The organism is Arthrobacter sp. 01L42 (genome assembly GCF_056400005.1).
Map to the genome: position 1 here is coordinate 401,327 of NZ_JBFTSL010000001.1, position 16,720 is coordinate 418,046.

A 16,720-nucleotide genomic window follows, 5' to 3' on the forward strand; every position below is an offset into this window, starting at 1 on the left:
ATTGAAGCTTCAAGTAATTTATCTTTATGTAGAGTCGCCGAAGGCCGGTGGCTACAGAATCCACGGAGCATTGCCATGACCGCAGAAGCCAGCACCCAGGACCTCCTTCCTGCCGAACTCACCATGGGCACCGTGATGCTCAAGGTCGGCGACATGAAGCTCATGACCGACTACTACCAGCGCGCCCTCGGCCTGGAGACTGTGGCCGAACAGGACGGCGGGCTCTACCTTGGGCGCCAGCAGAAGCCGCTGGTGCATCTGGCGCCTGCCCCGGGCCTGAATCTACCTTCCCGCGGCGAGGCCGGGCTCTTCCACACCGCCCTCCTCTTCGAGGACCAGCACTCCCTGGCGGCCACCATCGCCACCGCGGCCCAGTACGAGCCCCAGTCCTTCACCGGCAGCGCGGACCACCTCGTCAGCGAGGCGTTCTACTTCAACGACCCCGAAGGCAACGGCATCGAGCTGTACTGGGACCGGCCGCGGGCGGCGTGGTCCTGGGAGGGCAAGAACGTCGTCATGGACAGTCTCGCCCTGCCGCCGCAGCGCTACCTGCAGCAATACCTGACCGAGGAGTCCGTGGCCGGCCAGCGCCAGGCCGCCGCCGGCGTCGGGCACGTCCACCTGCAGGTCGGCGACGTCCAGTCGGCGCATGATTTCTATGTCGGCACGCTCGGCTTCGAAAAGACCGCGGGCTGGCACGGCCAGGCGCTGTTCGTCTCGGCCGGCGGCTACCACCACCACATGGCCATGAACGTCTGGAACAGCCGCGGCGCGGGCCCCCGGCGCGACACGCTGGGCCTGGGTGAAGTCCTCATCGAGGTGCCCTCCGGCGACGACGTCGCGGCCCTGGCCGACCGGCTCAAGGTTGCCGGCGTCGAATCCCACCACACCGGCGCCGAGCTGCGCTTCGAGGATCCGTGGCGCAACCGGATCCGCGTCGCCGTGCGCTAGAAGTTCTCCCCAGGCACGCTGGTCGCTGGACATGTCCAGCGCGCACAGCTCCCCCCGGACATGTCCACTCTTCGCCGGCGGGAACGCTGGGCATGTCCACTGCTCGCGGCCGGGAATGGACATAGTGGCCATATGTCCAGTGCTCAGGGTCAGGGGAGGGCATGCCCATCGGGCCTTGGTCGGGTTCCCGGGCCAGCGAGGGACATGTCCACTCTTCGCCAGCAGGACACATGGGACATGTCCACTGTTCCCAGGCAGGACGTCGGAGCATGCCCATTGCTCGCAGCCGGGAATGGACATAGTTGCCATATGTCCAGTGCTCAGGGCCAGGGGAGGGCATGCCCATCGGGCGGGGCGGGGCCGTGCTGAAGCGGCTAGGCTGAAGCGACGCCGAAAACAGCGGTCTGCGGACCGCCGAACCCTAAGGACCAGCTGCATGGGATTCACCGAACTCTTTGTGTCCACCCACGAAGAAGCCCTCAAGCGCGCCGGCGCACTGGAAGGCGGCGGCCCGGCCGCCCCGGGCGCCGTCCGCATCCCGGAGATCAGCGATTTCGAGGTGGAGCGGCTGGGAGACCTCGCCGGCGTCGCCGTGCACGCCCCGGGCGCGGACTATGAACTGGCCATGGTCGACGTGGCCAGCGACTCGCTGCTTGGCGTCCCGGCGGCAATGGTCCGCACGCTGGCGGAACTGCTCAGCTATGAAACCGAAGGGGAGGGCGAGGTCCTGGAGGATGTCGCCGCCAACTGGGCGGCCGAGGAGGACATGCCCTTCGGCCCCGACGAGGCCCGGGACTACGTCCGCCGGATCGCCGAGCTCGCCGCCGGCGTCGACCCCGCCACCAGGTCCGGCCTCTACGTCTGGACGTCCTGACCGGCCCTCGAGGCCGCTTCCAGGCCGCGCGCTGGTGCGCCGGGCACGTGTCAAGTCGAAATCCTGCCGGTGATCTGGCACAATGAACAGGTACTCGATCTGCGTGGCCCCTCTCTCCGCGTCTGGATCTTGTCCTTTAGAACCCCCAAGTACGGCCCGCCCCACGGGTGCAGAACGTCGGGCTCGACCCCGTTTCAGAAACAGGAGTGACCACAAAAGTGGCCGTAAAGATTCGCCTTAAGCGCTTCGGTAAGATGCGCGCACCGTACTACCGCATCGTCGTCATGGACTCACGCTCCAAGCGTGATGGCCGTGCTATCGAAGAGATCGGCAAGTACCACCCGACCGAAGAGCCCTCGTACATCGAGGTCGACACGGACCGTGCCCAGTACTGGCTCGGCGTCGGCGCACAGCCGTCCGAGCAGGTCGCCGCGATCCTGAAGATCACCGGTGACTGGCAGAAGTTCAAGGGTCTCCCGGGCCAGGAGGGAACCTTGAAGACCAAGGCTCCCAAGGCTGCCTTCGTTACCCCGGAAAAGGGTTCCGTGATCATCCCGGAAGCCATCACCAAGAAGGCCAAGAAGGACGAAGCTGCCGAGGCTCCCGCCGACGCCGCCGAAGCAGAGACCACCGAGGCTGAGTAAATTGCTGGCAGAAGCGCTCGAACACCTGGTCCGCGGGATTGTTGACAGCCCCGAGGACGTCAAGGTCAGTGCGAAGAACAACCGCCGCGGGGAAACCCTCGAGGTGCGCGTTCATCAGGACGACCTCGGACGGGTGATCGGCCGGCAGGGCCGGACCGCACGCGCATTGCGCACTGTGGTTGCGGCGCTGGCGGACGGCGAGCCGGTCAGGGTCGACGTCGTCGATACCGACCGCCGCCGGTAACGCGTTCAGCACTACTTGTCTTGAGTCCGGCCCCTTCACCAGATAATGGTGGAGGGGCCGGACTGTTTTCCCGTAATTCCGCACCAGAGAATACAGAATCACCAACCCCGAACAGAGGAACAGATGCAGCTCCAGGTGGCACGAATCGGCAAGCCCCACGGCATCCGCGGCGAAGTGACCGTCCAGGTGCTCACGGACGCGCCCGGCGACCGTTTTGTCCCCGGCACGCAGTTCATCGTTGAACCCGCCTCGGCCGGGCCGCTGACGGTGTTCAGCGCCCGCTGGAACAAGGACATCCTGTTGCTGGCCTTCGATGAGATCGAGACCCGCAACGAGGCCGAGGGCCTGCGCGGCGCCAAGCTGTTCATCGAAACCGAAGACATCGGCGCCGAGGACGACGACGAGGGCTGGTACGAGCACGAGCTCGTGGGCCTGGAGGTCCGGGTGGGCAGCAACGTGGTCGGCAAAGTCTCAGGACTGCACACCCTGCCGGTCCAGGACCTGCTGGTGGTCACCACGGATGAGGGCAAGGAAGTCCTGATCCCGTTCGTCGAACAAATTGTGCCCGAGGTCAACGTGGGTGAAAAGTACGTCCTCGTCACCCCGCCGCCCGGACTGTTCGAGGTCAACACCGACGAGAATCCTGAAGCCCAGGGCACCGCCGCCGAGAACTCCGAAGAGCAGGGCATCGCGTAGATGAGAATCGACGTCGTCAGCATCTTTCCGGAGTACCTGGCCCCGCTGGAGCTGTCGCTGATCGGCAGGGCCCGCCAGGACGGCCTGCTGGACCTCAAGGTCCATGACCTGCGGGACTTCACCACCGACCGGCACCGCACGGTCGATGACACCCCCTACGGCGGCGGCGCCGGCATGGTCATGAAGCCCGAACCCTGGGCTCAGGCCCTCACCGCCGTGGCCGCCGGGCGGTCCGGGGACGCAGGGGACGCCGGCGCACCTGACGACGCCGGCACCCCCGGCACTCCAGAGTCTGCCGGCCCGGAAGATGCCGCCAAGCCTGTCCTGATCGTCCCGTCGCCGGCGGGGGAGCGCTTCACCCAGGCCACCGCCCACGAACTGGCCGAGGAGGACCAGCTGGTCTTCGCCTGCGGGCGCTATGAGGGCATCGATGAACGGGTCCTGGAATGGGCCGCGGAGCACTTCACGGTGCGCCCGATGAGCCTGGGGGACTACGTCCTCAACGGCGGCGAGGTCGCCGTGCTGGCCATGGTTGAGGCCATCGGCCGGCTGCTGCCCGGCGTCGTCGGCAACCCCGAGTCCCTCGTGGAGGAATCCCACTCCGACGGGCTGCTCGAGTACCCCGTCTATACCAAGCCCTCCAGCTGGCGGGACCGCGACGTCCCGGCTGTGCTGCTGAGCGGCAACCACGGAAAGATCGCCCAGTGGCGCCGGCACGAGCAGTACCGGCGTACCGCCGGACGCCGCCCCGACCTCCTCGCGGAGTTCGACGCCGGCAAGCTGCCGCGCGCGGACCGTACGGCCTTCTCCGACCTGGGGTACGACGTCGTCGACGGCCGCCTGCTGCGCCGCCCCGACGCCTAACCGCCGGGATTGGGCTAACCCGCACAAAATGTGGCAAAATTAGTCCTTGTGCCTGCTGGGTTGCGAACCTGCCACAGGGGGAGCGCTACCAACAGCCCGGCACCCCGGCCCCGTCTACTCCTGACAGGGCCGGATTGACAAACTTTCGGCGGAAATTTCCGGGCGGCGCATGCCACCGGCCCTGACCGCCGTAACCCAACGTGAGTGACCTGTGGCGTTCACCAGGAGTGGATCAATGCATATCCTCGATTCCGTAGATGCAGCCTCGCTGCGCACCGATGTTCCCGAGTTCCGCGCGGGTGACACCATCAAGGTTCACGTGAACATCATCGAAGGCAAGAACTCCCGCGTCCAGGTCTTCCAGGGCTTCGTCCTTGGCCGCCAGGGCGATGGCGTCCGCGAAACCTTCACCGTCCGCAAGGTCTCCTTCGGTGTCGGCGTAGAGCGTACCTTCCCGGTGCACTCCCCGATCATCGACAAGGTCGAGCTCGTCTCCAAGGGTGACGTGCGCCGCGCCAAGCTTTACTACATGCGCAACCTGCGTGGTAAGGCCGCGAAGATCAAGGAAAAGCGCGACTTCCAGACCGCCAAGTAAGCCTTTTTCGTCTTCCACGACAGGCTTCCACCGCGGATCCACGGACCGTATCCGGTGCGTCAGCTAGTGCGGCGCCGGAGCTATCCGCAACAGCGCACATTAGTTCACGACAGCGCCAGGGGATACGGAACATGGAACAGCCAAAACGCCAGCCCAGGAAACCGGGCTGGCGTTTTGCGTTGCTGGCCCTGGTGCTCGCCGTGGCCATCAGCGCCGTGGTCCGCTCCCTGTGGGTGGACATCTTCTTCATCCCGTCAGCCTCCATGGAGCCGCTCCTGCACACGGGGGACCGGATCGTGGTGGCGCGGACCGGCGTCCAAGCTGAGCCCTTGGGCCGGGGCGACGTCGTCGTCTTTGACGGCCGCGGTTCCTTTGCCCCGCTCAACAGTGGCAACGGCCCCGTGGTGGATGCCCTCGCCGAAGCCGGACGCTGGCTTGGCCTTGCGGGCAGCGACACCACGTATGTCAAGCGCGTCATCGGACTGCCCGGCGACCGTGTGGTCTGCTGCGACGCCGGCGGCCGGCTCACAGTCAACGGCCAGCAAGTTGCGGAACCGTATGTGTATCCGGGGGACACCCCGAGCGATGTGAAGTTCGCCGTCCAGGTTCCTGCCGGGCGGCTCTGGCTCATGGGGGACCACCGCTCGATGTCCGCCGACTCCCGGAGCCTCCTGGGCGCCCCTGGCGGGGGCATGGTGCCGCTGGAACGCGTCATTGGCAGGCCGGTACAGATCATCTGGCCGCTTGATAGATTTGCAGCAGTAGCGCGGCCCGAACCGGCTGCGACAACGACGACGACGAACGGACAGTAGATGCCCGAGACCGAACCGCGCACTCCTGATCCGCAGGGCCAGGACCGACCCCGGGTTACCGCCTCGGCGATTCCCGCGGATGAGCCGGCGGATCCACCGGCTGGTGCGCCGGCTCCTGCTCCGGCTCCTGCGTCGCAGGACGACAGCGCCGGTGCGCAGCGCGCTGATCGTATCCAGGCTGCCCGTATCGAGACTGCCCCGACCGCGGCTGGGCCGACCGCGGCTGGGCCGACCGCGGCTGGGCCGACCGGGCCTGAGCCGACCGGGAAGGAGCGGGCCGACGGCCCCGCCCACGCCGATCCGACCTCCCGCCGGGCCAGGAAGGCCAAGGCCCGCGAAGGGCGCAGCCCGCTCTTCCTGTGGCTCAAGGAGGTTGCCACGGTGGTCGTCGTGGCGATCGTGCTGTCCTTCCTGATCAAGACCTTCCTGTTCCGGGCCTTTTACATCCCGTCCGAATCCATGGTCAACACCCTCGATGTGAACGACCGCATCTTCGTGAACCTGCTCGTGCCCGAGCCCATGGCGCTCCAGCGCGGGGACGTGGTGGTGTTCCGGGACAGCCAGGGCTGGCTCGCCCCCGCAGCCGCGAAGACGAAGGGCCCGTTCACCTGGGTGCAGGACGGGCTGACGTTCGTCGGTCTGCTGCCGGACAACTCCGAACAGCACCTGGTCAAGCGCGTCATCGGGCTCCCCGGCGACCACGTGGTCTGCTGCGACGCCGGCGGACAGCTCACCGTCAATGGCGCGCCGCTGGACGAGAAATACATCAATGCCGCAGAGATTCCCCAGGTCCGCGACTTCGACGTCGTCGTGCCCGCGGGCAAGGTCTGGGTCATGGGCGACAACCGCAACCACTCCGCGGATTCCCGCGCCCATATGGACACCAACGGCGGCTTCGTCAACGAATCCGACATTGAAGGCAAGGCCGCCGTCATCGCTTGGCCGCTGAACAGGATGTCGGCCCTGGACAACTACCCGGACGTCTTCCGCAGCGTCCCCGCCCCGTCCGGAAAGTAAGCCGCCCGTCATGTCAGCAGCCCCCACCCTCGACTACGAACGCCGCTTCCGCAGCTCCGGCGCACGGCTCCTCGCGGGCATCGACGAGGTCGGCCGCGGCGCCCTGGCCGGTCCCGTCAGCGTGGGGATCGCCGTCGTGGACCTGCAGCAACAAAAGCTCCTGGCCGATGTCCGGGACAGCAAGCTGCTCAAGGTCGCGGACCGGGAGCGGCTGGTGCCGCTGGTCCGGGACTGGAGCGTCGCCTCCGCCGTCGGGCATGCGTCCGCGAACGAGATCGACGAACTCGGGATCATCGCGGCGCTCCGTCTTGCCGGGAACCGGGCCTGGTTTGCCGTGCTCGCCGCCGGCGTCAGGCCCGAGGTTGTCCTGCTGGACGGCAGCCACAACTGGCTCTCGCCGGATCTGCAGCCGTCCTTGTTTGACGATGCCCCCGCCGAACCCGGTTGCGATGCCCCGGTGCACACACTGGTCAAAGCCGACATGCAGTGCCTCAGCGTCGCCGCGGCCAGCATCATCGCCAAGGTCGAGCGCGATGCGATGATGTGCGGGCTGCACACCCAGTACCCGGCCTACGGCTGGGACGTGAACAAGGGCTACGGCACCGCAGCGCACAAGGAGGCGCTGCGGACCTCCGGTCCCACGCCGTACCACCGGGTCAGCTGGCAGCTGCTCTAGCTGTTCTGGCTTTTCTGGCTGTTCTGGCCGCTCGGGCGCGACGGCCGGTGGCGCGCGGCCGGCGCCGGATGGTGCAAGATGGAACCATGAGTGCCGAGGACCTTGAAAACTATGAGACCGACATGGAGCTACAGCTCTACCGCGAATACCGCGACGTCGTCGGGCTGTTCAGCTATGTGGTCGAGACCGAGCGGCGTTTCTATCTTGCCAACCACGTTGACCTGCAGGCCCGCAGCGCCGACGGCGAGGTCTACTTCGACCTGACCCTGCAGGACGCCTGGGTGTGGGATGTCTACCGCTCCGCCCGGTTCGTCAAGAGCGTCCGCGTCATCACGTTCAAGGACGTCAACGTCGAGGAACTGCCCCGCAGCGAGGAACTCGCCCTGCCCAAGGTCGAGGACCTGGGCAACTGACCTTCGATTCCTAGCCCCCGGGTGGCGCAGGGTTTCCGTTGCGGTCCAGGGCAATGCCCTGCTGCCGCAGCAGGTCCAGCACACTCTCCGGATACGAACCGCAGCCATCCGGGTTCGCGGATCCCCGCTCGGCCGCGTGGTCGGACGCCGTGTCGCCGATGCCGATGGTTGCGACGGCCGCCTTCCATCCGCCGAGCCCCTCGATCTGCTTGGGGACCCACACGTTGGCCGCACCGTTGACGTAGTCCCACACTTTGGGGTGGACCCCCGGGCCCAGATAGATGCCGCCTTCCGCCGCCCGGGTGACGAGTGTGGGCAGTGGCAGGACCCCCATCAATTGCGCGGCCTGATACTCGGACATGTTCCACGGGGGTTCGTCGAAGTAGTACCAGCTCGCCGCGCAGATGCCGTACAGCCTCGGGCCGAACTGCGCGTAGTTCAGATACAGCTCCATGATCCGTTGCGGGGTCAGGGTGAGGCTGAACTCGGTCGCAAGCCCGGCCTCCAGCCCCTTCCTCAGGGCATTCGCATCAGGCCACAGGAAGATGTTCTTGACCAGCTGCTGCGGGACCGTGGAACCGCTCGGGTCATCCTTGCCCTGCAGGTAGGCGACTGCCCTGTCCCGGAACTCATCGACGGAGAACGCGCCAACACGCGTTCCCAGCTGTTGGTCCTCGTGGGCGACGGCCGCGGCGATGACATAGCGGCTGATGTGGTTCAGGGATACGTACTGGTAGGCGATCGGGCCGCCGGTCTGCAGCATGTAGGCAGTGCGCGGGGGAGCGAACCAGATGAAGGAGACGGCGGCCAGCTCCGTGATGACCACCATGGCGAGGGCGAACTTGAAGATCCTGGCGAGCAGCCGCCGGATCCGGTGCGTGCGTCTTCCCGCCGGAGCCGCCGGCTCAGGCTCTGGCGCGGGGCCGGGCTCTGACCGCACTGGTGGCGGCCAGGTCTCGGGCTCAGGCCGCGCTGGTGCGGGCCCGGATCCTGGCGCAAGCCTCGGTGCGGTCTCGGTCTCAGGCCGCGCTGGTGGGGGCCAGCTGGGGCCCGCCTGCCCGCCGGGCGGACCTGGTTCCGTAAGCTGCTGCGTTCCCAGCGGCTGGGCCGCTCGATATTCCATACGCCGATCCTTCGGCCGATCCTCAGGAGAGACTACGGACGCCCCGCGGAATTCGAGGGGGTTGGGAAAAGCCTAGGTGGGCCGTGCGGGCATTGGCTACGTTTCGTTGCCTGACAATCGCATCAACACGTCCTGTCAATGCCGCCACGGATTTGATCGCCGGAAGTGGCCGCCCGGGATCCGCCCAGATCCGGGGCCGTCGGCAGGCGTTGCGGCGAAGTGTCCCAACGTTGGTAGACGTGCACTCATGGGTTATCTCCACTGTTGAGAAATTCGGTTACCTGCTGCGCGACCTCGTCGGAGATTCCCGTTTGCCAGCTCGTTTTGAACAAGGGCTGATCGGCATAGAAGTCAGTGTCATCGTCGACAATTGCATACCGCGCAACTTCCGGATGCCCTTCCAGCCACATCTTCACTTCCTCGCCACGAAAACCTGTGTCCGCTGTCGGAGTAACGTCAAAGGTCTTGCAAACGTGTCTGTCGACTTCTTCACGGCCGCCGGGGATATGCCGCCATGTGGACGTTAGAACAACGGCTGCGTCCGTGTCGAAGATGATCTTGCAGACCTTGGACGCCAGGAAAGGATCGATGCCCATGCAGCCGCGAAAGCTCTGTCTCGTACCAACGCGGTTGACGACACCGTCAATGTCGAGGAAAAGTACCTTCATTCCTTGTTCCTCCTGCAGTTCTTTCGTTCTGCCTTGATTATGCGATCAACAGTGCTGAGCGGGCTGCGGATACTCTTCTCATCAGGCTTGTGCTCTTGTAGCCCGGCGACGTTTTCCACATAGCCGAGGTGGGTCCTGTCGTCGTAAGTGGCGGCGCTGCACGCTGGAGGCATGAGAGCTAAGGATGTGCTGGGCCGGCGCGGGGAGGACCTCGCTGCGGATTTCCTGCGGGCCCACGGCATGAGGATCGTGGAGCGGAACTGGCGCTGCCCGGAGGGTGAGATCGACATTGTCGCGCTCGACGGCGACGCGCTGGTCATCGCTGAGGTGAAAACCCGGAAATCCCTGGCCTTCGGGCATCCGTTTGAGGCTGTCGGCGCGGACAAGGTGGCCAGGCTCCACCGGCTGGCAGCGGCGTGGTGCCGTGCCCAGGGGCTGTGGATGCCGCTGTGCCGCGTGGACGTGATCGCGGTGGTCGACGACGGCATCGGTGAGCCCGCCCTCGAGCACCTCAAAGGGGTGGGGTAGATGGCCCTGGGCCGGACCTATTCTGTCGCCCTCGTGGGCCTCAACGGCTACATCGTGGAGGTCGAAGCTGACATTGGCCAGACCCTGCCGGCGTTCGTGATCCTGGGCCTGCCGGACGCCTCACTGAACGAGGCCAAGGAACGGATCCGCTCGGCGGCGCAGAATTCGGGGATCCCGCTGAGCCGCCGGAAGATCACGGCCAACCTCATTCCGGCATCCCTGCCCAAACGCGGTTCGGGGTTCGACCTCGCCATCGCGATGGCCGTGCTGCTGGCGGCGAATGACATCAGGCCCACGGGCCGCACGGTCTTCATCGCCGAGCTCGGCCTGGACGGCCGGTTGCGGCCAGTGCGCGGTATCCTTCCGGCCGTGATGGCCGCGGTCCGGGCCGGCTACCCGGAGGTCGTCGTGGCCCGGGCCAACGTGGCGGAGGCCGAACTCGTCCCCGGCGCGCAGGTCCGGGGCTACGCCACACTGGCCCGGCTCGCGTTCGACTGCGGCGCGGACCCGCAGGACCTCGCTCTCGACTTCGAACCCGACACCGAGGACTCCGGCCACCCCCAACCCGGCACCGGTCCCGCCCTGGCGCCTGACATGTGCGATGTCTCCGGCCAGGCGGCGGCGCGGCGTGCATTGGAAGTGGCCGCTGCCGGTGCCCACCACCTGCTGCTGACGGGACCGCCGGGTGCCGGGAAGACCATGCTCGCCGAGCGGCTGCCCGGGCTGCTGCCGGATCTGGGCGACACCGAGGCCATGGAGGTAACCGCCATCCACTCGCTGTGTTCGCTGCCGTCGGGCTCCGTGCAGCTGCTGCGCCGCCCGCCCTACGAGAACCCGCACCACACTGCGACGGCGGTGGCCATCATCGGTGGCGGGTCCGGGCTGCCGCGGCCCGGGGCGGCGTCCCGGGCCCACCGCGGGGTGCTCTTCCTGGACGAGGCCCCGGAGTACGACCGCGGCGTCCTGGACGCCCTGCGGCAGCCGCTGGAAAGCGGAGAGCTGGTCATCCACCGCTCGGCCGGGTCCGCGGCCTATCCCGCGCGGTTCCAGCTGGTCCTTGCAGCCAACCCCTGTCCCTGCGGCAAGGCAACGGGCAAAGGAGTGGACTGCATCTGCACGCCCATCATGCGCCGCCGGTACCAGGCCCGGATGTCAGGGCCGCTGCTGGACAGGGTCGACATCCAGCTCGAAGTCGAGCGGGTCTCGCTCGCCGGCTTCGGCCAACCTGCGGCCGAGGAAGGAACGGCCAGCATCGCGGAAAGGGTCCGGGCGGCCCGGACCCGCCAGCTGGACCGGTTGCTGCCATTCGGGATGGAAACCAACGCGCAGGTGCCGGGGCGGCTGCTGCGCGGGTCCCTGCGGCTCGATGCCCCCACCACCCGCATCCTGGACTACGCACTGGAGCGCGGAGTGCTGACCGCCCGCGGCTACGACCGCGTACTGCGCCTCGCATGGACCCTTGCGGACCTGTCCCGGCACGACGTCCCGGACGCAGACGACGTCGGGCAGGCGCTGGGCCTCCGGCAGGCCGCCGCGGTCTCACCCTGAGCCTGCCGGCACGAAGCCCACCCCAGCCGTGCGAAAGGAACCACCATGATTGATGACGAACGAACAGCCCGCGCCGCCCTGGCCCGCCTGTTCGAGCCGCAGGACGCGGCGGCCCTGGCCCTGGTCCAGGCAGTGGGGGCGCAGGACGCCCTGCGGATTGCCAGCGGCGCGCTGGCCGCCGGTCCCGGGCTCGAACAGGAGATCACTGGAATCCTGGCGGACAACGGGTGCGGCAGCGGCTGGTCCGGGCTCAGCGAGGCGCTGAAGCGTTGGGCCCCGCGCGTGCCCGACCTCGCGCCGGAGCGGGACCTGGCCACCATGCACCGGCTCGGCGGACGCCTCATCATTCCCACGGATGACTTGTGGCCGCGGCAGCTGGCGGACCTCGGACTGCAGGAGCCCCTGTGCCTGTGGTGGCGCGGCGTGGAACAGGAGCTGCCCACGGCGGCCCGGTCCGTAGCCCTCGTGGGCTCCCGGGACAGCACCAGCTACGGGGCATCGGTAACGGGCGACCTCGCCTACTCGCTGGCCCAGCGCGGCTTCACGATCGTCTCCGGCGGGGCCTACGGGATTGATGCCCACGCCCACAGGGCGGCCCTGGCCGGAAGCGCGGGCGGCGTGCCCACCATTGCCGTCATGGCCGGGGGAGTGGACCGCTTTTACCCCGCCGGCAATGAGGACCTTCTGCGGACCGTGGCGAACCGCGGCGCGGTCCTGGCCGAGGTTCCGCCCGGGTCCGCTCCCACCCGCTACCGGTTCCTGCAGCGGAACCGGCTCATTGCGGCGTTGGCCTCCGTCACGGTCGTGGTCGAGGCCCGGTGGCGCTCCGGCGCCCTCAACACGGCCCACCATGCCGAAAGCCTGGGCAGGGCCGTAGGCGCCGTGCCCGGATCCATCCACAGCGCCAACTCCGCCGGCTGCCACCGGCTTCTCCGTGAAGGCGGCGCGGTATGCGTCACGGATGCCGGGGAGATCGCCGAGCTCGCCTCCCCGAGCGGCGAGGCGATGCCCCCGGACAAGGCAGGCCCGTCCGAGGCCCACGATGGCCTGACCCTGGAGGACCTGATCCTGCTCGATGCCCTGCCGCTGCGGACCACCACCTCGGTTGAGAAGCTGGCCGCGGTGGCCGGGCTCAGCCCGGACTCGGTCCGCGCGGGTCTTGGCCGGCTCGGGCTGCTGGGGCTGGCCGAATCCCGGCACGGCGGCTGGAAACGCTCAGGGAAGGCGGACTGAGATGGGTTGCTTCACCGGGAAGAAGCGGCTCGCCGAGCGGCTCCTTGAATGCCGGGGGAATACTGCCAGAGTAAGAGGGTGTCTACACAGGATCCCCCCGCTGCCTCGCCCGCCGCGCTCGACGGCGATATCCGGCTCGTCGCCGCACGCTTCGGCCGCTACCTGGAAGCGGAGCGGGGCCGGTCCGCCCATACCGTGCGGGCCTATCTCTCCGATGTCGAAAGCCTGCTCGCGCACGCCGCAACCGAGGGCGTCCACGACCTTGCCGGGCTGGAGCTCGGGACCCTGCGGCGCTGGCTTGGTGCCCAGAGCGAGTCCGGGAAGTCCCGCGCCACCCTGGCCCGCCGCGCCGCCACCGCCAGGGCCTTCACCGCCTGGGCTGTCCGTGAGGAGCTGATCGAAGCCGACCCCGCCCTGCGGCTCAAGGCGCCAAAGCGGGAGAAGTCCCTGCCCGGCGTCTTGCACCAGCAACAGGTTCGGCGGCTCGTGGACGACGCCGAATCCGCCTCGGCCGAGGGGGAACCGCTGGCCTTGCGCAACCGTGCCATGGTGGAGCTGCTCTACGCCACCGGTGTCCGGGTTGGCGAGCTCGCCGGCATGGACGTCGACGACCTCGACCCGGACCGCAGGACCCTCCGGGTGCTTGGCAAGGGCAACAAGGAACGCACGGTGCCCTACGGACTCCCGGCGGCGCTCGCCGTCGACGACTGGCTCCGCCGCGGCCGGCCTGCCCTCGCTACCGGGACCAGCGGCCCGGCGCTCTTCCTGGGCGCGCGGGGCGGAAGAGTGGACCAGCGCCAGATCCGCAGCGTGGTCAAGGAGATGCTGGAACGGCTGGGAGACACCGCCGCCACCGGGCCGCACGCCCTGCGGCACTCCGCAGCGACCCACCTGCTCGACGGCGGCGCGGATCTGCGCGCCGTGCAGGAAATCCTGGGGCACAGCAGCCTTGCCACCACCCAGATCTACACCCACGTGTCCGTTGAGAGGCTCCGGCAGAGCTACCAGCAGGCACACCCCCGGGCCTGAGGATTACCGGTCCGGCGCGTCCGGCCGGCCGGAAAAGGCACACAATTCGGCCCGGATTCCTGCCCCGGATTCGGCCCGCATACCTGCCCGGCGCCAAGCGGACCAGGGTCCACCTGCGGGACTGCCGAAGCATGTACGGCGCGCCGGAAAAGACGCGCCGAATCGCACTGGCGTAATTAGGAGGGGTAGGGCAGAATAAAACTCACGCCCGGGAAGTTTCAAGTTGAACTTGAAGCTGGAATGCACCACGTCCCAGCTTTGAACCCGGCTGTATATTAGTAGTCTGGCAGGGACCGCCGGCATAAATTCGGATCCGCGCAACAGACAGACATCCAGGCACAGGTCGTTGGGGAAGACGTACCTACAGCTATGGAGGATGGAATGTCTGTTGCACTGACCCGAGGTGTGTTGTTCGTTCACTCGGCCCCGACTGCCTTGTGCCCCCACGTCGAGTGGGCCATAGGGTCTGTCGTGGACAAGCGGACGGACCTGGAGTGGACCGCTCAGCCTGCCGCGCCCGGAATGTTCCGGGCCGAGCTGTCGTGGACCGGAACGCCGGGCACGGGGGCTCAATTGGCGTCCGCTCTGCGAGGCTGGGCGCACCTGCGCTATGAAGTCACTGAGGAGCCGAGCCAGGGAGTCGACGGCGGCCGCTGGTCGCACACCCCGGAGCTCGGGATCTTCCACGCCACCACTGACGTCCACGGCAACATCATGGTGTCCGAGGACCGCATCCGTTACGCCTACGAATCCGGCGCCGGCGACCCGTCGGCCGTCTACCACGAGCTCTCGCTCGCCCTGGGCGAGGCCTGGGACGAGGAACTCGAGCCGTTCCGGCACGCCGCCGAAGGCGCCCCCGTGCGCTGGCTCCACCAGGTCGGCTAGGGCCTCACCGGGCGCACCACCGCAGCAATTCCATAGCTAGGCGCCAAAAGGCAGATGGCGGCAATGTTCACGAAGAACATTGCCGCCATCTGCCGTCCCGGCGTGCTGCGGGCGTGCTGCTGGTCGTGCAGCTAGACGCTGCGTACCGCGATCACGGCGTTGTGGCCGCCGAAGCCGAACGAGTTGCTCAGCGCGGCGATGCTGCCGGCCGGCAGGTCGCGGGCGGTCGTGACGACGTCGAGCGGGATTTCCGGATCCTGGTTCTCGAGGTTGATGGTCACCGGCGCCTTGCGGTCGTAGATGGCCATGACGGTCAGCACGGCCTCCACGGCACCGGAGGCGCCGAGCAGGTGCCCCATCTGGGACTTGGTGGCCGAGACCGCTACCGAGTCCACGTGCTTGCCCAGGGCGGCCTTGAGGGCCGCGTACTCGGGCTTGTCGCCGACCGGGGTGGAGGTGGCGTGCGCGTTGACGTGGACGATGTCTTCGGGCTGGATGCGGCCATCGAACATCGCAGCCTTCAGCGCGCGGGTGGCGCCCAGGCCCTGGGGGTCCGGGGCGGTGATGTGGTAGGCGTCGGCGGTGACCGAGGTGCCCGCCAGTTCGGCGTAGATCCGGGCGCCGCGGGCCAGGGCGTGTTCCTCGGCCTCGAGCACCAGGGCGCCGGCACCCTCGCCCATGACGAAGCCGTCGCGGTCACGGTCGTAGGGGCGTGAGGCGTGCTCGGGATCGTCGTTGCGGCGTGAGAGGGCCTGCATGGAGGCAAAGGCGGCGATCGGCATCGGGTGGATGGCGGCTTCGGCGCCGCCGCACACGACGACGTCGGCCTTGCCGGCACGGATGAGGTCCAGGCCCACGTGGACGGCCTCGGTGCCGGACGCGCAGGCGGAAACGGGGGTGTGGGCGCCGGCGCGGGCACCCAGGTCCAGGCTTACCGCGGCGGCCGGGCCGTTGGGCATCAGCATGGGCACGGTCATGGGCAGGACGCGGCGGGGACCCTTTTCGCGCAGGGTGTCCCAGGCATCCAGGAGGGTCCATACGCCGCCGATGCCGGTCGCGAAGGCGACCGCCAGACGGTCGTGGTCGATTTCGGTGATGCCGGAGTCGGCCCACGCCTCACGGGATGCGACCACGGCGAACTGGGTGGACGGGTCCATGCGCTTGGCCTCGACCCGGGTCAGGACGTCCAGGGCAGGGGTGGAGGCGCGTGCAGCGAAGTGGACGGGCAGCTCATACTTGGCCACCCAGTCGTCCTCAAGCGTGTGCGCGCCGGAGACGCCCTTGAGCGCGTTCTTCCACATCGTGGGGACATCGCCGCCGATGGGTGTGGTGGCACCCAGACCGGTAATGACTACTTTGCGTGCCATGGGATCACTCTCTGTCGGTGCGCCTGCCGTATCCGGAACCGCGAACGGGATGGCCGGGGCCTGCGAGGGGAAAACTTTGGTGGGTGCATTTCGTGGTGGTGCTGGTGGTCCGGTCCGGGCGCTGCTGCAGCGCCCGGACCGGACACCGGGGTCCGCCGATACTGGCGGAAGCCAGACTAGGCCTGGGCGTTGGCGATGAAGCTGACGGCGTCGCCGACGGTCTTGAGGTTCTTGACCTCTTCGTCCGGGATGCGGACGCCGAACTTCTCTTCGGCGTTGACCACGATCGTCATCATCGAGATGGAGTCGATGTCCAGATCCTCGGTGAAGGACTTGTCCATTTCGACAGCCTCCGTGGCCAGGCCGGTCTCTTCGTTGACGATTTCAGCCAGGCCGGCCAGGATTTCTTCGTTGCTAGCCATTGATGGCTCCTTTTCTGGTTGTTGCCCTCGGCTGCCGGTGGAATGCCGGCAGCCTAAGGGCGGAAATGATTCAAACCGAGGGTTCGGCTTGGTGCGGGAATGCTTGCGAGCACAGCATGCGGGGCGGGCCC

20 protein-coding genes are annotated in these 16,720 nt (G+C 67.7%); 16 read left to right on the forward strand and 4 right to left on the reverse strand.

Annotation, left to right across the window (positions count from 1 at the left end; all coding sequences use genetic code 11):
• Positions 1 to 75: 75 nt before the first annotated feature.
• The 11 genes from AC1DN2_RS01690 (at position 76) to AC1DN2_RS01740 (ending at position 7,786) form a co-directional block, all read left to right on the forward strand.
• Entirely contained in the window at positions 76 to 951 is an 876-nt protein-coding gene (locus AC1DN2_RS01690) for a VOC family protein (protein WP_476848963.1), read from the forward strand.
• Positions 952 to 1,387: 436 nt separating this feature from the next.
• Entirely contained in the window at positions 1,388 to 1,825 is a 438-nt protein-coding gene (locus tag AC1DN2_RS01695; RefSeq protein ID WP_476848964.1) for a hypothetical protein, read from the forward strand.
• Positions 1,826 to 2,043: 218 nt separating this feature from the next.
• A complete protein-coding gene (gene rpsP, locus AC1DN2_RS01700) occupies positions 2,044 to 2,469 on the forward strand; it encodes a 30S ribosomal protein S16 (RefSeq protein ID WP_026266438.1) in 426 nt (141 codons plus the stop codon).
• A 1-nt stretch (position 2,470) separates the two neighbouring features.
• On the forward strand, positions 2,471 to 2,713 hold the full coding sequence (locus AC1DN2_RS01705; RefSeq protein ID WP_018773450.1) for an RNA-binding protein: 243 nt from the start codon (positions 2,471 to 2,473) through the stop codon (positions 2,711 to 2,713).
• A 123-nt stretch (positions 2,714 to 2,836) separates the two neighbouring features.
• A complete protein-coding gene (gene rimM, locus AC1DN2_RS01710; RefSeq protein WP_476848965.1) occupies positions 2,837 to 3,409 on the forward strand; it encodes a ribosome maturation factor RimM in 573 nt (190 codons plus the stop codon).
• Positions 3,410 to 4,273: a tRNA (guanosine(37)-N1)-methyltransferase TrmD gene (gene trmD, locus AC1DN2_RS01715; protein ID WP_476848966.1), complete on the forward strand. Its 864-nt coding sequence runs from the start codon at positions 3,410 to 3,412 to the stop codon at positions 4,271 to 4,273.
• Between the two features lie 235 nt (positions 4,274 to 4,508).
• Positions 4,509 to 4,868, forward strand: coding sequence for a 50S ribosomal protein L19 (gene rplS, locus AC1DN2_RS01720; RefSeq protein WP_018773447.1), 360 nt, complete (start codon positions 4,509 to 4,511; stop codon positions 4,866 to 4,868).
• A gap of 131 nt (positions 4,869 to 4,999) precedes the next feature.
• The gene (gene lepB / locus AC1DN2_RS01725; protein ID WP_476848967.1) at positions 5,000 to 5,680 is read left to right on the forward strand and encodes a signal peptidase I; all 681 of its coding nucleotides are present in this window, start codon (positions 5,000 to 5,002) and stop codon (positions 5,678 to 5,680) included.
• The gene (lepB, locus tag AC1DN2_RS01730) at positions 5,681 to 6,697 is read left to right on the forward strand and encodes a signal peptidase I (protein WP_476848968.1); all 1,017 of its coding nucleotides are present in this window, start codon (positions 5,681 to 5,683) and stop codon (positions 6,695 to 6,697) included. It abuts the gene before it with no gap.
• Positions 6,698 to 6,707: 10 nt separating this feature from the next.
• Complete coding sequence (locus AC1DN2_RS01735; RefSeq protein WP_223916524.1) at positions 6,708 to 7,373, forward strand: ribonuclease HII; 666 nt, start codon at positions 6,708 to 6,710, stop codon at positions 7,371 to 7,373.
• An 86-nt stretch (positions 7,374 to 7,459) separates the two neighbouring features.
• Entirely contained in the window at positions 7,460 to 7,786 is a 327-nt protein-coding gene (locus AC1DN2_RS01740) for a DUF2469 domain-containing protein (RefSeq protein WP_018773443.1), read from the forward strand.
• Between the two features lie 10 nt (positions 7,787 to 7,796).
• Here AC1DN2_RS01740 and AC1DN2_RS01745 read toward each other — a convergent pair whose 3' ends face one another.
• Together AC1DN2_RS01745 and AC1DN2_RS01750 are read right to left on the reverse strand one after the other, a co-directional pair.
• On the reverse strand, positions 7,797 to 8,726 hold the full coding sequence (locus tag AC1DN2_RS01745) for a transglycosylase domain-containing protein (RefSeq protein WP_476848969.1): 930 nt from the start codon (positions 8,724 to 8,726) through the stop codon (positions 7,797 to 7,799).
• A gap of 428 nt (positions 8,727 to 9,154) precedes the next feature.
• Positions 9,155 to 9,577, reverse strand: a complete 423-nt coding sequence (locus tag AC1DN2_RS01750; protein ID WP_476848970.1) for an HAD domain-containing protein — start codon at positions 9,575 to 9,577, stop codon at positions 9,155 to 9,157.
• Positions 9,578 to 9,748: 171 nt separating this feature from the next.
• Between AC1DN2_RS01750 and AC1DN2_RS01755 the strand changes: the two genes are divergently transcribed.
• From AC1DN2_RS01755 to AC1DN2_RS01775, 5 genes are all read left to right on the forward strand, one after another.
• Positions 9,749 to 10,105 (forward strand): YraN family protein, encoded by a 357-nt coding sequence (locus tag AC1DN2_RS01755; protein WP_476848971.1) that lies wholly within the window; start codon positions 9,749 to 9,751, stop codon positions 10,103 to 10,105.
• Entirely contained in the window at positions 10,106 to 11,653 is a 1,548-nt protein-coding gene (locus AC1DN2_RS01760) for a YifB family Mg chelatase-like AAA ATPase (protein WP_476848972.1), read from the forward strand. It abuts the gene before it with no gap.
• Positions 11,654 to 11,698: 45 nt separating this feature from the next.
• Positions 11,699 to 12,886 carry a DNA-processing protein DprA gene (gene dprA, locus AC1DN2_RS01765; protein ID WP_476848973.1) on the forward strand — a complete coding sequence of 396 codons (1,188 nt, stop codon included), beginning with the start codon at positions 11,699 to 11,701 and terminating at the stop codon, positions 12,884 to 12,886.
• Between the two features lie 48 nt (positions 12,887 to 12,934).
• Positions 12,935 to 13,915 (forward strand): tyrosine recombinase XerC, encoded by a 981-nt coding sequence (locus AC1DN2_RS01770; RefSeq protein ID WP_476848974.1) that lies wholly within the window; start codon positions 12,935 to 12,937, stop codon positions 13,913 to 13,915.
• A gap of 381 nt (positions 13,916 to 14,296) precedes the next feature.
• Positions 14,297 to 14,800: a DUF3145 domain-containing protein gene (locus tag AC1DN2_RS01775; RefSeq protein WP_026266435.1), complete on the forward strand. Its 504-nt coding sequence runs from the start codon at positions 14,297 to 14,299 to the stop codon at positions 14,798 to 14,800.
• A 131-nt stretch (positions 14,801 to 14,931) separates the two neighbouring features.
• Here the strand turns inward: AC1DN2_RS01775 and fabF are convergent, their stop codons facing one another.
• Positions 14,932 to 16,167, reverse strand: coding sequence for a beta-ketoacyl-ACP synthase II (gene fabF, locus AC1DN2_RS01780; protein WP_028275211.1), 1,236 nt, complete (start codon positions 16,165 to 16,167; stop codon positions 14,932 to 14,934).
• A 176-nt stretch (positions 16,168 to 16,343) separates the two neighbouring features.
• On the reverse strand, positions 16,344 to 16,589 hold the full coding sequence (locus AC1DN2_RS01785) for an acyl carrier protein (RefSeq protein ID WP_018773434.1): 246 nt from the start codon (positions 16,587 to 16,589) through the stop codon (positions 16,344 to 16,346).
• Between the last annotated feature and the right edge of the window lie 131 nt (positions 16,590 to 16,720).

Coding starts and splice junctions, on each gene's coding strand:
- AC1DN2_RS01690 (WP_476848963.1), top strand. CDS start 76: ATGACCGCAGAAGCCAGCACCCAGGACCTCCTTCCTGCCGAACTCACC.
- AC1DN2_RS01695 (WP_476848964.1), top strand. CDS start 1,388: ATGGGATTCACCGAACTCTTTGTGTCCACCCACGAAGAAGCCCTCAAG.
- rimM (WP_476848965.1), top strand. CDS start 2,837: ATGCAGCTCCAGGTGGCACGAATCGGCAAGCCCCACGGCATCCGCGGC.
- trmD (WP_476848966.1), top strand. CDS start 3,410: ATGAGAATCGACGTCGTCAGCATCTTTCCGGAGTACCTGGCCCCGCTG.
- rplS (WP_018773447.1), top strand. CDS start 4,509: ATGCATATCCTCGATTCCGTAGATGCAGCCTCGCTGCGCACCGATGTT.
- lepB (WP_476848967.1), top strand. CDS start 5,000: ATGGAACAGCCAAAACGCCAGCCCAGGAAACCGGGCTGGCGTTTTGCG.
- lepB (WP_476848968.1), top strand. CDS start 5,681: ATGCCCGAGACCGAACCGCGCACTCCTGATCCGCAGGGCCAGGACCGA.
- AC1DN2_RS01735 (WP_223916524.1), top strand. CDS start 6,708: ATGTCAGCAGCCCCCACCCTCGACTACGAACGCCGCTTCCGCAGCTCC.
- AC1DN2_RS01740 (WP_018773443.1), top strand. CDS start 7,460: ATGAGTGCCGAGGACCTTGAAAACTATGAGACCGACATGGAGCTACAG.
- AC1DN2_RS01750 (WP_476848970.1), bottom strand. CDS start 9,577: ATGAAGGTACTTTTCCTCGACATTGACGGTGTCGTCAACCGCGTTGGT.
- AC1DN2_RS01755 (WP_476848971.1), top strand. CDS start 9,749: ATGAGAGCTAAGGATGTGCTGGGCCGGCGCGGGGAGGACCTCGCTGCG.
- AC1DN2_RS01760 (WP_476848972.1), top strand. CDS start 10,106: ATGGCCCTGGGCCGGACCTATTCTGTCGCCCTCGTGGGCCTCAACGGC.
- dprA (WP_476848973.1), top strand. CDS start 11,699: ATGATTGATGACGAACGAACAGCCCGCGCCGCCCTGGCCCGCCTGTTC.
- AC1DN2_RS01770 (WP_476848974.1), top strand. CDS start 12,935: ATGCCGGGGGAATACTGCCAGAGTAAGAGGGTGTCTACACAGGATCCC.
- AC1DN2_RS01775 (WP_026266435.1), top strand. CDS start 14,297: ATGTCTGTTGCACTGACCCGAGGTGTGTTGTTCGTTCACTCGGCCCCG.
- fabF (WP_028275211.1), bottom strand. CDS start 16,167: ATGGCACGCAAAGTAGTCATTACCGGTCTGGGTGCCACCACACCCATC.
- AC1DN2_RS01785 (WP_018773434.1), bottom strand. CDS start 16,589: ATGGCTAGCAACGAAGAAATCCTGGCCGGCCTGGCTGAAATCGTCAAC.